This window comes from Butyricicoccus sp. OF27-2pH9A, from assembly GCF_027693185.1.
Classification (GTDB): Bacteria; Bacillota; Clostridia; order Oscillospirales; family Butyricicoccaceae; genus Agathobaculum; species Agathobaculum butyriciproducens.
The window spans coordinates 53,943-68,279 of the sequence record NZ_JAQEXK010000010.1 but is presented as its reverse complement, the minus strand read 5'-3'; the positions used below and the strand labels follow the sequence as shown (position 1 = coordinate 68,279).

The following is a 14,337-nucleotide window of genomic DNA, read 5'->3' as shown; positions in this document are numbered from 1 at the left end:
TATATACTATACCATAGGATAACACAGTTGTCAAGCATAATTTTCAATTTTCTATTCGACAAATTCAGTCTTTTATCTTGCTGTCCTCCGCGGGCAGCAGATCCGGCAGCTCAAACCAGAAGCAGATACCGCCTTCGACGTTCTCTGCGCCGCAGGCGCCGTGCAGGGTATCCGCGATGGCACGGACAAGCGACAGACCGATGCCGGTGCCGCCGGCCTCTCGGGTGCGGGCGCGGTCAGTGCGGTAGAATTTCTCCCAGATCTTCGGCAGCTCCTCCTCCGGCAGACCATCGCCTTCATTGAACACGGACAGGCGCACGCTGTTGCCGGTTTTTGCGGCCGAAATCTCAATGCGCTTTCCCTCAGGCGTGTAGCGGATAGCGTTGGACAGGTAATTCATCAGCACCTGATCGAGCAGATCGCCGTCCGTGCGGACCGTAATATGCGCGTTCTCATATTCCACGGTCAAACCTCGATTTTCACACAAAACAGCGGTTTTGCGCACCGCTTCCGCACAAAGTGCATGCAGATCAATATCCTCGTCGAACGTCTGCTCTGCACCCAGCTCCAACCGCGACAGACTGAGCAGCTGCATGACCAGCTTGTTCATGTGGTCGGCCTCATCGGCGATGGTGTCGCAGTAGAACTTGCGGTCCTCAGGGTCATCGGCCACGCCGGCCGTCAGGCCCTCGGCATAGCCCTGAATGAGCGCGATCGGCGTTTTCAGCTCATGCGACACGTTCACGATGAACTCCTGCCGCATATTGTCGATACGCTCCTTCTCCTCGATCTCCTGTGCCAGCTGATCGTTGGACTCCTTCAGCTCACCGATCGACTGCTCCAAATACGCAGACAGGCGGTTGAGCGACTGTCCCAGCTGGTCAATCTCATCGCCGTCCCCCTTGCCGGTGTACTGCATAGAGAAATCCAGCTCACTCATCCGGTCAGCCAGTCGCGCCATTTGAATAAGCGGGCGCGTAAACTGACGCGAGATAACATAGCCGCACCCCAGACAAATCAGCAGCGCACAGCCGCCGGCAATCAGCAGAAACATCAGATTCAGCGAAGAATTCTGTTCGATATACGCATAGGGCATATATGCGATCAGATATTCACCGTGTTCCGCATTCAGCACGCCGATCAGACACAAATACTGGTCATTATCGCGCAGACTGATCGTCATAAAGCGGTATTCGTTTTTACCCAAATCTACCCAGTCACGATTCTGGATCACGGACGCCAGCACCGCAAAGCTGCGGAACTTCTGCTCCATGTGCCCAAAATCAAACCCTACGTCACCCTCCTGCATGGCAGACGAGGTAATCACATCGCCGTTATCGGTCACCACTGCCAGACGAATGGCACTGCGGCTCTCATAGCTGTCCAGCAGCGCGGCAACATCCGAGGAATCACTCGCGTAGCTGGTACAGATGCTGCCGTAGGCATCACGCAGCTCGCTCCGGCGTGTCATCATATAGTAATCCTGATAGAAAAACACGTTGAGCAGCACAAGAATACCGATAAACACCAGCGCGATAATGCTGATCGCAGCAAAAAACGTAAACCGGATTGACCGATGCTTCAGCTTCATACCTCAAAGCGGTAACCGTAGCCGCGCACGGTTTCGATCATGGTGCCGCACTCACCGAGCTTGGCGCGCAGCTTTTTAACGTGCGTATCCACGGTACGCAGGTCGCCGAAGTAATCGTAACCCCAGACTGCATTGAGGATGCTCTCACGCGACAGCGCAATCGCACGATTGTTCTTGAAGTAGATAAGCAGCTCGTACTCCTTGGGGGTCAGGTCGATCGGCTTGTTCTCCACCATGACCTCACGGCGCAGCTCATTGACCGACAGCTTGCCAAGCTGTTCGAGCGGTGCACCGGCACGGCCTTCTCTTTTGAGCAGTGTGCGCACGCGGGCCGCCAACACGATCGGCGAGAACGGCTTGGTGACGTAATCGTCCGCACCGCCTTCCAGACCGCGCACTTGATCTGCGTCCTCGGCACGGGCGGTGAGCAGCATAACCGGCAGGTGGGTTTCGCCGTGCTCCTGCTCGCGCAGCTCCCGCAGGACTTCAAAGCCGTCCATCCCCGGCATCATCACGTCCAGAATGGCCATATCCAGTCCCGGACGTCGGTTCTCCAGAATATTCAGCGCTTCCTTGCCATCGGCGGCCTCGACGATGGTATGACCGTCCCGCTTGAGAAAGTCGCTGACCAGACGACGGATACGCGCCTCATCGTCTGCGATTAAAATAGTAGACAATATAATTCCACCTTACATTCTTATAATACCGCAAGTATACCGCCGGTGTTTGTTCGTTGTGTGAACAAAATCATGGGTTTTCAATTTTTGTTGAACGGGAGATTGCTGCTTGAGAAGCGAACAGGTCTTGCCTCCCCTACTGCTGCACATATCGGCTACTCAACGCAAAGGGCGGCGTAACAGCGCCGCCCAGAGGTTTTATTGGTTATTATGCTCAGCACCGCCGGATTAGGCTGTATACAACTCGTAGCTATACGGAATCCACAGTGCGGGCAGGCTGCTGTCGGCTGTTGCCTTGTGCATGGTCAGCTTGACGTATTTGCCGTTCTCTTTACCGGTATTCGGGTCGGTAAACCGGTATGTCAGCGATGCAAATTCGTTATTATCGCCGTAAAGCTTCACAGAATCACCGTCAAATATGCCGTACATATCACCTAAACCAAGGAAAAATGCGGCTCCCTGTTCCGGTATCTGATCTTTCTGCAATACTCTTTGCAGATTTGCCAATTCATCATCGGTATAGACCGGCAAATCAAGCGTACCGTACAGCAAATCAAACTGCTCTGCGGTCAAGCCCTTTGCAGAATCGGCCAGATGCTCCACTGTTGTCGGTTCGGTATTGGTAATATCCTTGAAAGTCACCCTATCAGCGGCATAGACCTTATACTGTGCTTCGGTTGTCCAGTCGATACGGCTGACATAGACCTCACAGGAATTATTATCCGTATTAACGGCAACCTGATACGGCTGGTCATGCTGTGCGCCCATATGCAGTACCGCATAATGTGCACCGAGACTTGTCAGCAGCTGTGCACGGCGAACGGTACCGTCCTTATCCGTCAGGTCGTCGAGTGCAAAATCATCCGCGGTGATATTCTGCGCGGCAGTGAACATTTCCTTGTACTTGGCAGCAATCTCCTGATTGGACGGGTCATACTGCACATCGGATACATATTCGAGCAGGTACGTCAAGCCGTCCTTCTGCGCAAGCTCCTTAGCCGGAACCGGATAATTCTCCGTCCAGTTATCGCCGTATGTACTATGCAGAACAGCAGTCGCATCCGCGCGTAATGTCATAATTACACCGTCCTCGGTCGGGTCGCGGCTGTCATCGCCCATGGCGTTCTTCATGCCGAACAGGATACTGTCGTCTTCCGGATTGCGCTTGGCGTAGCCGTTATCAACGAAGGACTGCGGCAGCTTGAGACTGTAATTCAGCGAATCGTTGTAGTAATCCGTTGAAGTAATATCGCTGTCCTCGTTCTCGTCCGCACTGTCGCTCCCGCTTGTATACACCGCAGTCGCCTTATGCTGAATATGGCTTGCGTCTGTGTATTCCAGCATGATAGCGTGGTAATACGGATAGCTGATGGTGCTCGAGAGCATTTCACCAAGGCTCGTCGGCACGGTATAGACCCAGCCATCGCCGGATTTCTGCAGTTTGGTCTGCTCGTCGATCACACCAAACTGCGAGCCGTCCTCCCAGTTCACCAACCGATTGGTGATCTGCACACCGCCGACCGGCTCGGTTTCAAACGTAAGGGTAATTTTGTCACCGACAGCCAGATTCGGCATTTTTCCGCGTGCCATCGCAGAACGCGCATCCGCGCCGATACCCAGTTCCCGGTCTCCGCTCTTGGCGGTGACAGAATCCACCATGCCGATCGGTTTCCAGTAACCAGAATCATCCTGCACCATCTGGATTTTAACCGGTGTACTGCCGTCCGCAAAGTTCAGCTGCACGATTTTGCTCTGATAGCCGTCCGTAGAGGTGACCTGCCAGTCGAGTTCCGTGCTGCTGATCCACGGGGTTTCCCAGTCGCTCATGTCCTGCTCCAGATTGCTGCCGAAATAGTAAAATGCGTCCTTAGCGGCTTCTTCCGCGTTCAGGCGATCCTTGCCGCTGAAATTGCCGACCTCATCAGGCAAATCCGGCCACGACAGACCGGTCGCATAGTACGTCCGGAACAATTCGCTCTGCGTCATGCTGTCCGTACTGAGTTCGCGGATATCGCCGATCACCGAGCTGTTTTTGTTCTCGCGGATGGTCTGCACGATGTAAGCCGAGCGCGCATCATTCACGCCGCTGCCCGACAGACGGAATACAACGTGGCAGCTATTTTCGTCGTCGGTGGGTACAAGCACGAAATCCGTTGCAGACGGCGAGGACGGACCGTATTTCCACGTCCACTGCTCGCCGCCGGTCATAGCCATCTGCTGCGCGATAAGGTCTTTCTGACCGTCCGGCGTCAAAATCGGGAAGATATACTGTGCGCTCTTGTGCAGAACTGCGCGTGCGTACTGCTGCGCGAGATCCGCCGCCGTGCGGGAGCGAACGCCGCTGCCGTCCGTCCAGTCCTGCGGCAGCCAGCCCTGACCGAACTGGTTTATCATGGTGACAACAACCTTGCTGTTATCCTTAAACGTGAAAGTTACCTTGCGGATGTCGTTGTAGGGTGCTACTTCCTCATCGCTGCCCTCAACCTGACTTGCCGCCGGGGAAATACCGAGCAGCACTTCTGCTGCATTTACCGGGTCGCTGATATTGTAGCCGTTTGTGATTTTCCACTGGTTACTGTCCGAGAGAAAATCCGGCAAGCCGAGATCATTCTCATACAACAGCTTAAATTCATCCAGAGAAGTCACGTGGCCGTTTTCCGGCACAATCTCGCTGTTCGATACGGCCCACTCTCCATCCTGTTTAGCAAAGGTCAGTTTTTGTACCACACGTCCGGGAATGGTTTCGCCCGGATTATCGCTAAACTCTCTATCCGTGATCAAATAGGTGTCTTTCCCGTCCAGTTTGACCGTATAACCGAGATTTCCCGCCTCATTTGCCTGTTTTTGTGCCAGCTGTATACGCAGCTCTTTCGTTAAACCCTTATCGTTATCACCGACCGCGATCGTGCAGCCGAGCGAGCCGACCAGAAGCGCGATCATCACAACGAGCGCGACACCGCGTTTTTTGACCGACTTGTCAAACAATCCCTCAAACCGACGCATGAGCGTCTTTTTGTCATCACCGAAGCAGGACACCAGAGCCTTTCTCTTTTGCGCCTGCGCGATAGCTGACCGCAGGATGGTCTCGCCGTAGGCTCGCCGGTACGCGCCATCGTGTCCGCGAACAACCGCGTCGTCGCACGCCGCCTCAATGTCCTCCTGCGCAAATCGCGCGATCAGATGCACCAGTGGATTGAACCAGTGCAGACAGCGTGCCGCCAGAAGCAGCAGCTTGAGCCACAGATCGCCGTGCTTGTAATGCGTCAGCTCGTGGCGGAAAATGAACGCCGCGTCCGTCCGGGAAATGCGCTCATCCGGCAGATACAGCGTCGGATGGATAAATCCTGCCAGCATCGGGCAGTCCGCCGCCGCAGATACCTGCAGTGGGATTTCCCGGTCAATAACCAGGTCGGCGCACTGCTCCTGCAAAATCGTGTGTAGATCCGCGCGTTCGACCGAACGGGACGTACCTTTCAGACTGCGTATCAGCCGGTAATAGCCAATCCCCTGCCAGAGTACGCAGGCAATCACGCCTGCCAGCCACAGCGTCAGCAGAATGTCGGTAATATCCACGGTCTTGACCGTGCCGGTATCTGCCGCGCTGAGCGTTTCCGCCTGCGTACCCGTCACCCATCGGGCTGGCGTTTGCGTAACAGGAAGTCCGGCCTGCCGGAACGCCGTCTGGTCGCTCTGCACCACATAGCTGGTGCGCGGCATGACCTGCACCGGCGCCTGCGGCAGTGTCAGCTGCACCGGAATGAGCAGCCGCAGCGCGAGAATCGCCCACACCGCACATACCATACGGGCCGGATAACGCTTTTTCATCAGCCGCCGCAGAATGAGCGGCACGAGCGCCGCCAGCGATACGGTCAGGCCGATCTGCATCAGGTTGTTGAGCAGTTTTTCCGAGAATTGCAGCATAAGATCCCCTCCTTAGTGCGTCTGCCTGTCGAGGAACGCGCGCAGCTCGTCGATGTCCTGCTCGGTCAGCGCGCCCGCATCCGACAGACTCGCGACCAGATTTTTCACCGAGCCGCCGCACAGCCGGCGCAGAAAACCGACGCTCTCGCGCTGACGGTAGTCCTCCTCGCTGACGAGTGGCGTGTACAGGTTTTGCCGTCCCTCCTTCGTGCAGGAAAGAAATCCCTTGTCGCACAGGCGGGACAGGAACGTGAGCACGCTGGTCATTTTCCAATCCTTATCCGCGTGCTGCTGCACCTCGGCCGCCGTGACCTGTGTGCCCAGAGACCAGATTATCTGCATGACCTCCAGCTCCGCATCAGGCAATCGCTTGTCGTTTCGCATAGTCTAACCCTCCTTTTATTCTACAAATGTCAAACACCTTTTATTGCTTATATTCTACAATAGTAGAAGATGGTTGTCAATCCTTATTGCACAAATTCCCGCAAAGTACGCTGACATATACAAATTGTTTACATTTTGTAATTTTTATTGCGTTGACAGTGCTGTTTTTTTAGGATATGCTTTAATTAGATGAGTTTGATTTATCAATTCGGCACGGATTTTTCTGCACCGGCTGACCGGGGTATGCGAACTGCGTAAGCGTGTTCGCCCCTAACGGGCGGGAGGTTTTTCGCTGAGGTTCAGCGAGGGAGTTGCGCTCTGCGGAGCGCGGGAGTTTGCCGCGCCCGCGGCGGGGGTAAAAAGGAAGGACAACCTGCGGTTTTCCTTCCTCTTTGGACTCCTACCTTTCCCTTGCTTCCTAATCTGGCGCAGATTGCCTATATGTGACCGCTTCGAAAATAGGGGAACGGCAGTCGGGTTACCTCAGCGTTTGTTTCGCAACATATTCGCAGTTCACAGATAGATTACTGCTACACATACGGGCTACTCTACGCTAGGTGCGGCATAACAGTGCCGCACGATTCGCCAGCGCGTTGTTATAGACAGGGCCTGCGAGGATAAATGTTGCTAAATAGATAGATTCGTAGGTGCCGTCCATAATCTCCAGACTAACGAGTTGTGCGGCACTGCTATGCCGCACCCAGCGGAGGTGAAACCACATATGTAGCAGAACGGTATCCGGCACTGCGTATAGGTTTCGACATGGGAGCACACTGTGCTCCCCTACGGTAGAAAAAATCCTCTGCCGTTCCCCTATCTCGCAGCGGTCACATGTCGGTAATCTGCACCAGACCCTCCCGAAAGGAAGTGGGAGTTAAGAGGGTAGAAACCTTGGTGTCTACCCTCTTGCCCCGCCGCGGGACGCAGCGAACTCCCGTGCTCTGCTTGATTTCAGGCAAAAAACCTACCGTTCACAATCAAAAACCTGTTTTATATAAAACCCAAAGGAGTTAATTTCCCATGCGAAAAACCATTTCGCTCGTGTTGGCCATCTGCGGCACGCTGCTGCTTCTGCTGCTGTTCGCCACCGGACGTTTGATCTATACCCACGTTTACAGCCAGGACTTTTCCGACATCGCGGAAACCGGACCGCAATCCACCATCACCCTCACGGAGAATGACGTGGAGGTACCGCAGACCGACGACAACCAGAAAACCACCATCATACAGCTGCTCAGCGAGCAGACCTACACCGCCTACCCGCACTTTATCAAGCCCAGCCAGAACAAGCTGACTGCCAACCGCCTGACCGTAACCTTCCAGAACGGCAACTCGATCGGCGTGAATACGGACGGCTATGTGTTCGTCAACGGCAAGCTGCGCGCCATCAAGAGCGGTGACGGACGCAATCTGTACCACGATCTGTTCGTGCTGTTCTATCCTACGGCGAAGGAGTAACAGAATATGAAAAAATTAACCGCTTTATGGCTGTCTCTGCTGCTGGCGTTCGGCACACTGACCGGCTGTGCCGGTCAAATCGGCATTATTGGCGGGGCGGACGGACCGACCGCCATCATCACCTCGGACAGCGCTTCCGCTGTTTCCGTCACCGAAGATGGGCAGTACGACAGCAAGGACGAGGTTTCCGCCTATCTGACCGAATATGGGCACCTGCCCTCCAACTACATCACGAAAAAGCAGGCACAGGCACTCGGCTGGCAGGGCGGCTCGCTCGAGCCGTATGCACCCGGCTGCTCGATCGGCGGCGACCGGTTCGGCAACTACGAAGGCACCCTGCCGGACGGCAACTATCACGAGTGTGACCTCAACACCCGCGGAGCCGACAAGCGCGGCGCGGAACGGCTGGTCTACGCGGACGACGGCCGAATCTACTACACCGCCGATCATTACGAAAGTTTTGAGGAAATCACAGAATAGCTTTTACAATAATTCAATTTCGGGGGAAATGAGAATGAAAGAACTGCTTTTGGACGCGGAAACGCTGTACACGCGCGAGCAGCTGCACGATGTGCTGGCCAAGGTGTGCGGCTTTCCTTCCGACTACGGCCGCAATCTGGACGCGCTGTACGACCTGCTGACCGCCTATCCGGCGGCGCGGCTTACGCTGCGGCACCCGGAGATGCTGGTCGTACATCTCGGCAATTACGGCGAGCTGGTGCTCCGCGTGCTGGCGGACGCGGCCGCCGAAAATCCGGCGTTTACGCTCAATGTACAGTAACAGATAAAACAAAAACCGAGGCATCCGCCTCGGTTTTCTTTTTATTCCGGCTTGCTTGCAAGCCGCACCCGCATGGCAGGATTTCGTCCAGAAATCCGAGCCATTGGCTCCGCCGCAGCGGACAGCGCGTAAGCGCGCATATAATAGAAAAAGGCGGTCTATGCCGCCTCTTTTCATAAAATCCCGCGACATGTGCGTGGGATTTTATACAAGTAAGGGATTCTGTGTGCCCGCAAAGCGGGCGCGCAGAATCCCGCCCCAGACATGTCCGAGCTATTGCTCGGCATGTCCTCCTCGATCACGAGCGTGGTCGTGATCGAAGTTAGAATACGGTTACGACTGCACCCTTATAGGTCTCGTCAACGTACTTCTTAACGTCGCCGCTCTGCAGCGCCTTCTTGAGCGCCTGAATCTTGTCGCTGTTCTCCTCACCGGAACGGCAAGCAACTACGTTTACATAGACCTTAGCGTAGTCCGGGTTCTCGGTGATGAGGGAGTCCTCAGAGGCGTTCAGGTCTGCCTGCAGTGCATAGTTGCCATTGATAACAGCAAGGTCAACGTCTGCCAGAGAACGCGGCAGCTGCTCTGCAGCGATCTCCTGGATGTCCAGGTTCTTCGGGTTCTCGGTGATATCCAGCTTGGTAGCGTCGGAGGTCGGGTCAATGCCGTCCTTCAGCTTGATCAGACCGGCATCCTGCAGCAGAAGCAGTGCGCGAGTCTCGTTGGAGCCGTCGTTCGGGATGGCAATGGAAGCGCCGTCCTTCAGCTCCTCGATGGAAGCAGTCTTACCGGCGTAAATGCCGAACGGCTCGTAGTGCATATCGAATGCAGCAGCCAGATCCGTGCCGTTCTCCTTGTTGAAGTTGTTCAGGTACGGGGTGTGCTGGAAGTAGTTTGCATCCAGATCACCGTCAACCAGTGCGGTGTTCGGCTGCACATAGTCGGTGAACTCAACAACATTCAGGGTATAGCCCTCAGCCTTGAGTGCGTCCTTTGCCGCATTCAGGATTTCAGCGTGCGGAGTCGGGGTTGCGCCAACGGTGATCGTCTTGTCGTCGCCTGCTGCGCTGCTGTTGTCAGCTGCAGAGCCGTCGGTCTTGCTGCCGCCGCAAGCGGTCAGTGCGGTCAGGCACAGGGCGCCTGCCAGAATTGCTGCGATTGTCTTCTTCATTGGAATTCGCTCCTTTTCTGATATATATCATTTTTAATGATAACAAATAAAATTGAGAATGAAAAACGATTATCTGTTTCTCTTATCCAGATGGTGTGCAAGGCGCATGCCGACCTCCTGGAAAATTTGAACAACGATGACGATAATGATAACCGCTACCAGCATGATCGGGAAATTATAGCGGTTATAGCCGTAGTTTACGGCTACGGTACCCAGACCGCCGCCGCCGATAAAGCCTGCCATCGCGGAATATCCGAGGATGGTAACGACCGAGATCGCGCCGCCGACCATCAGGGACGGCTTTGCCTCCGGCACGAGCACCTTCCACACGATCTGCCACGGGCTTGCACCCATGGACTGTGCGGCTTCGATCACACCAAACGGCACCTCCTTGATGGAGGATTCGACCATGCGGGCTACATACGGTGCTGCCGCAAAGGTCAGCGGAACGATCATCGCAGTGGTGCCGATGGCCTTGCCGACAATCGCGCGCGTAATCGGCGTAATCATAACGGCAAGAATCAGGAACGGGACAGAGCGCAGGATATTGACAACCACGCCCAGAACCGTGTTGACGACCGGCATCGGACGGATGCCGCCCTTATCGGTAACAACCAGCGTCAGACCGAGCGGCAGACCGATCGCATACGAGATAACGGTCGAAACAATGACCATATACAGGGTTTCCCAAAGGCTCTGCGCCCAAACATTAAACGGAAGCATAATCGGCTACCTCCTCTGCGTGTACGTTCTGGGTTTCGAGGTACGCCAGTGCGCGTTTTGCCGCGCGTTCGTCCTCGGGAAGCTGCAGGATCATCTGACCGTAAGCCTTGCCATCCATGTTCTTGGTGTCCGCGAACATAATATTTACCGGCGCCTTGCACTCGAGCACCATGTTGGAGATCACCGGCTCGAACGACGAATTGCCGTCAAACACAATGCGGCAGTACCGCTTGCCGGTCGCAAGAGAATTGCGCTTGCCGTCCGGATAGATAAGCTGCTTGGCCATTGCGGATTTCGGTCGGGTGAACACCTCGTCCACCGTGCCGACCTCGGCAATACGGCTGGAATCAATGATCGCAACTCTCTGGCAGATCTCCTCGATGACCGCCATCTCATGCGTGATAACGATGATGGTGATGCCGAGCGTCTTGTTGATCTCCTTGAGCAGCGCGAGAATGGAGCGCGTTGTCGTCGGGTCGAGTGCGCTTGTCGCCTCGTCGCACAGCAGGATTTTCGGGTTGGTTGCAAGTGCTCGTGCAATCGCCACACGCTGCTGCTGACCGCCGGACAGCTGGCTCGGATAGTTATCCGCTCGGTCTGACAGACCGACGATCTCGAGCAGCTCACGCGCCCGTTTTTCCGCATCTGCTTTGCTCGTTCCCGCAATCTCCAGCGGAAAACAGATATTCTGCAGTGCGGTTCTCTGCTGCAGCAGGTTGAACTGCTGGAAGATCATACCCATCGACCGGCGAGCCTCGAGCAGCTGCTTTTTGCTCAGTCTGCCGAGTTCCTCTCCGTCCACCGTTACCGTGCCCTCGGTGGGCTTCTCCAAAAAGTTGATACAGCGTACCAGTGTGGACTTGCCTGCGCCCGAAAGACCGATAATGCCGAAAATCTCGCCGCGATAGATATCAAGGTCGATACCGTTCAGCGCAACTACCGTTCCGGCTCTGCCGCGAAAGGTCTTGTTCAGGCCCTGAATCCGGACGATCACATCCTGTGCCACATTCATTCCTCCTTACATTTTCAAAAGAAAAGCGGAAAGCAGGTTTCTGCTTTCCGCCCGTTTTCTGTATCAGCCGCATGAAAAGCGGCCCGCCTATGCGTTTCAGCCTTACGGCTGCTTCGCAGAAAAACGAGCAGAACCACACATCATGCACATTTCCATTCGAACTGCACGCACTGTGATTTCCTCCTTTTCCTACGGTTTTATAAATAATCTAAGCTGTGGGATAAGTATAGCTTTTTGCAGACGATTTGTCAAGTAGTTTTGTCCAAACAGAACGCAAAATACGATCACTCGATCAAATACTGCTTAACCAGACGGGCATAGAACATATTGCCGTAGGCATAGCGCCAGCCACCGTTTTCCTTCACCGCCATCGGATTGTCGTACTGGACAGTGTTGCCGCCGGACTGCTCCTCCGCGAACTTTTCCGCCAACTCGGTGCTGTAAACGCCGTTGAACTTAGCTGCATAATCGAGAAAACCGCTGCCGTAATTATACGCCTGAATGATGCAGTCCAGATCACAGTCCAGCGATTTGCCCTTGCGCAGCAGGTGTGCAAAATAGGTGCATCCCTGCCGGATCGAGCTCTCCTCCTCGAGTGAATCGTTCGGCAGACCCGCGCTGCCGGAGGACTGCATGATATCGGTCAGCTTGCCGCCGCTCTCCACCTGCATGATAGCCAGCAGTACATCCGTGTACTCCGGAATGCTGTTCTGTTCGGCGTATTTCTGCACCACCGGCTGATAGTACATAACCGACTGATAGACATTCACTGCCTTGGCTACCTGCTTGACCTCCTCGGTCGCGCTCGTGCCGGAATTGCCGGTATCACCGTTCGCGCCGCTCTGCTGCGGTGCGCTGATCAAATGCCGAAAGGCGAAAATAAGCACAACGAGCAGGACTGCCAGCCCGAGCAGTGCAAACTGCCGACGGCGTGCCCGCTGTCTGCGGCGCACTTCCGCCTCAGGCAGACAGCGTCTGACCGTTTTCTGCGTTCTTACCGGCTGCATATGCCGCGTACTGCGATGTGCATGGGCGGATTTCCGCCGATAGCTGCCTCTGTTATGTCGTTTTTGTTGCTTTCTTGCCATGTTATCGCTTTCCTGTGACAAAGTGGTTGTCTCTCACCGGTGACCGGGCGGAACCTTCCCTGTCACCATTGGCATTATTGGCTATTTTACCACAACATTGCGTTTTGAGCAACATTTCAGGCGATTATCATGTAATATCTTCCAATTTTGATTTGCTCCGCAGCAGCCCCTCCTGCTGTGCCCAGTCGCGCAGCACGCGGTTTTTTTCGTTGACCGGACCGAACAAATCCAGACAGCAGACCGCATTTCCGCACTGCCGTACAAGCGCCTGCGCACGTGCGTAAGCGTCCTCGCCGATTGGCTGATACGCCCGCTCGGTGACGGTCTCGACCGCCAGAGCACGCGCCGTCGGCAGCTCTACATCGTTCTCCGGCAGAACGCCTGCCGCGAATGGAATGCCGCGCCGCTGCAGTCTGCGGTACAGTGCCGTTCCGCTTCCGCCGCCGCCGATAACGAACACGCGCGGCTCGCCTGTCACCCGCTCGAGCTCCAGACTGCCGAACTGCTCGTTATAAGTGCCGCGCTCGAGGTCATACAGGGTGCGGATGTAATCGCCGGTGAATACCTGCTCCGGCGTACCGCAGCGCTCAATTCTGCCGTTGTGAACGCAGATGAGCCGATCGGACAGCTTCTGCGCCAGATCAATCTCATGCAGCGAGAGAATGACCGCCACCTGCTTTTCGCGCACCAGCTGCTTGAGCACGGTCAGCAGTTCCAGCTTGTAGCGAATGTCGAGGAAGGAGGTGGGCTCATCGAGCACAATGACCTCCGGCTCCTGGCAGATGGCGCGGGCCAGCAGCACACGCTGCCGCTGTCCATCGCTGATGCAGGAAAAATCGCGGTCGGCAAGCTCATCCGCGCCGACAAGCGCAAGCGCCTCGTCCACCTTGGCGCGGTCCTCGTCGCTGAGCAGACCAAGCCGTCCGGTGTACGGATAGCGGCCTGCAGCCGCCACATCCCAGCAGGTCATCAGCTCTGGCCGCACATGCTCGGTGAGCAGCACGGACATCGTGCGCGCAAGATCACGCTCGGGCAGGGTCTGCAGCGATTTACCGTCCAGATACACCGTACCGCCGATGAGCGCCAGCTGACGAATGAGGCTTTTGAGGATGGTCGATTTACCCGAGCCGTTCGGACCGATGAGCGTTAAAATCTCACCGCGGTGAACACTCAGGGCGATGTCGCGGATGAGCGGCACACCGCGGTAGCCGACGGTCATTTCTTTTGTTTCGACAAAAGGATGGGACATTTTGTACCTTCTTCTTTAACATGATTGCTTACGAAGCAAGAGAATCTTGCCTACCCGGCAGGGGCGCCGTGCCCACAGCGAGGGGCATAAGGGTGGACACCAAGGTTTCCACCCTTATGAATCCCGTTTCCTTTTGGGATAGCACGGCGAAATTTGCAGAACTGAGACTCGCAAAGGAACAACAGTCGGGTTACTTTTGCGTGTCTTTCTCCGCCTTTTCGCAGTTCACAGATAACATACTGCTACACATGCGGGCTACTCTACGCTGGGCGCGACATGCCC

General features: G+C 55.4%; 12 protein-coding genes. 3 read left to right on the top strand and 9 right to left on the bottom strand.

Annotated elements, in window-relative coordinates:
- Nucleotides 1–64 precede the first annotated feature (64 nt).
- The 4 genes from PG722_RS08995 to PG722_RS08980 form a co-directional block, all read right to left on the bottom strand.
- A complete protein-coding gene (locus PG722_RS08995) occupies nt 65–1,591 on the bottom strand; it encodes a sensor histidine kinase (RefSeq protein ID WP_270580325.1) in 1,527 nt (508 codons plus the stop codon).
- On the bottom strand, nt 1,588–2,268 hold the full coding sequence (locus PG722_RS08990) for a response regulator transcription factor (RefSeq protein WP_110435724.1): 681 nt from the start codon (nt 2,266–2,268) through the stop codon (nt 1,588–1,590). Before PG722_RS08990 ends, PG722_RS08995 begins: the two co-directional genes overlap by 4 nt.
- A 228-nt stretch (nt 2,269–2,496) precedes the next feature.
- Complete coding sequence (locus tag PG722_RS08985) at nt 2,497–6,189, bottom strand: M56 family metallopeptidase (RefSeq protein WP_270580324.1); 3,693 nt, start codon at nt 6,187–6,189, stop codon at nt 2,497–2,499.
- A 12-nt stretch (nt 6,190–6,201) separates the two neighbouring features.
- Nucleotides 6,202–6,573 carry a BlaI/MecI/CopY family transcriptional regulator gene (locus PG722_RS08980; RefSeq protein ID WP_119189553.1) on the bottom strand — a complete coding sequence of 124 codons (372 nt, stop codon included), beginning with the start codon at nt 6,571–6,573 and terminating at the stop codon, nt 6,202–6,204.
- A gap of 1,020 nt (nt 6,574–7,593) precedes the next feature.
- On the opposite strand from PG722_RS08980, the gene PG722_RS08975 reads away from it, so the two are divergent.
- From PG722_RS08975 to PG722_RS08965, 3 genes are read left to right on the top strand one after another with little or no spacing between them, the layout of a single operon-like run.
- Nucleotides 7,594–8,031, top strand: a complete 438-nt coding sequence (locus PG722_RS08975; RefSeq protein WP_270580323.1) for a hypothetical protein — start codon at nt 7,594–7,596, stop codon at nt 8,029–8,031.
- 6 nt (nt 8,032–8,037) lie between these two features.
- Nucleotides 8,038–8,511 carry a ribonuclease domain-containing protein gene (locus PG722_RS08970; RefSeq protein WP_119189554.1) on the top strand — a complete coding sequence of 158 codons (474 nt, stop codon included), beginning with the start codon at nt 8,038–8,040 and terminating at the stop codon, nt 8,509–8,511.
- Nucleotides 8,512–8,545: 34 nt separating this feature from the next.
- A complete protein-coding gene (locus tag PG722_RS08965) occupies nt 8,546–8,812 on the top strand; it encodes a barstar family protein (RefSeq protein ID WP_270580322.1) in 267 nt (88 codons plus the stop codon).
- A gap of 322 nt (nt 8,813–9,134) precedes the next feature.
- On the opposite strand, the gene PG722_RS08960 is transcribed toward PG722_RS08965, so the two are convergent.
- From PG722_RS08960 to PG722_RS08940, 5 genes are all read right to left on the bottom strand, one after another.
- Nucleotides 9,135–9,983: a MetQ/NlpA family ABC transporter substrate-binding protein gene (locus tag PG722_RS08960; RefSeq protein ID WP_270580321.1), complete on the bottom strand. Its 849-nt coding sequence runs from the start codon at nt 9,981–9,983 to the stop codon at nt 9,135–9,137.
- A gap of 69 nt (nt 9,984–10,052) precedes the next feature.
- Complete coding sequence (locus PG722_RS08955; protein WP_270580320.1) at nt 10,053–10,706, bottom strand: methionine ABC transporter permease; 654 nt, start codon at nt 10,704–10,706, stop codon at nt 10,053–10,055.
- A complete protein-coding gene (locus tag PG722_RS08950) occupies nt 10,693–11,718 on the bottom strand; it encodes a methionine ABC transporter ATP-binding protein (protein WP_118564341.1) in 1,026 nt (341 codons plus the stop codon). The genes PG722_RS08955 and PG722_RS08950 overlap by 14 nt, the downstream gene beginning before the upstream one ends.
- A gap of 284 nt (nt 11,719–12,002) precedes the next feature.
- A complete protein-coding gene (locus PG722_RS08945; RefSeq protein WP_270580319.1) occupies nt 12,003–12,725 on the bottom strand; it encodes a lysozyme family protein in 723 nt (240 codons plus the stop codon).
- Nucleotides 12,726–12,933: 208 nt separating this feature from the next.
- Entirely contained in the window at nt 12,934–14,055 is a 1,122-nt protein-coding gene (locus PG722_RS08940) for an ABC transporter ATP-binding protein (RefSeq protein ID WP_270580318.1), read from the bottom strand.
- Nucleotides 14,056–14,337 lie beyond the last annotated feature (282 nt).

Excerpts from the sequence above, each read along its gene's own strand:
- PG722_RS08995 (WP_270580325.1), bottom strand. The coding sequence starts at position 1,591 with ATGAAGCTGAAGCATCGGTCAATCCGGTTTACGTTTTTTGCTGCGATC.
- PG722_RS08985 (WP_270580324.1), bottom strand. The coding sequence starts at position 6,189 with ATGCTGCAATTCTCGGAAAAACTGCTCAACAACCTGATGCAGATCGGC.
- PG722_RS08980 (WP_119189553.1), bottom strand. The coding sequence starts at position 6,573 with ATGCGAAACGACAAGCGATTGCCTGATGCGGAGCTGGAGGTCATGCAG.
- PG722_RS08975 (WP_270580323.1), top strand. The coding sequence starts at position 7,594 with ATGCGAAAAACCATTTCGCTCGTGTTGGCCATCTGCGGCACGCTGCTG.
- PG722_RS08970 (WP_119189554.1), top strand. The coding sequence starts at position 8,038 with ATGAAAAAATTAACCGCTTTATGGCTGTCTCTGCTGCTGGCGTTCGGC.
- PG722_RS08965 (WP_270580322.1), top strand. The coding sequence starts at position 8,546 with ATGAAAGAACTGCTTTTGGACGCGGAAACGCTGTACACGCGCGAGCAG.
- PG722_RS08960 (WP_270580321.1), bottom strand. The coding sequence starts at position 9,983 with ATGAAGAAGACAATCGCAGCAATTCTGGCAGGCGCCCTGTGCCTGACC.
- PG722_RS08955 (WP_270580320.1), bottom strand. The coding sequence starts at position 10,706 with ATGCTTCCGTTTAATGTTTGGGCGCAGAGCCTTTGGGAAACCCTGTAT.
- PG722_RS08950 (WP_118564341.1), bottom strand. The coding sequence starts at position 11,718 with ATGAATGTGGCACAGGATGTGATCGTCCGGATTCAGGGCCTGAACAAG.
- PG722_RS08945 (WP_270580319.1), bottom strand. The coding sequence starts at position 12,725 with ATGCAGCCGGTAAGAACGCAGAAAACGGTCAGACGCTGTCTGCCTGAG.
- PG722_RS08940 (WP_270580318.1), bottom strand. The coding sequence starts at position 14,055 with ATGTCCCATCCTTTTGTCGAAACAAAAGAAATGACCGTCGGCTACCGC.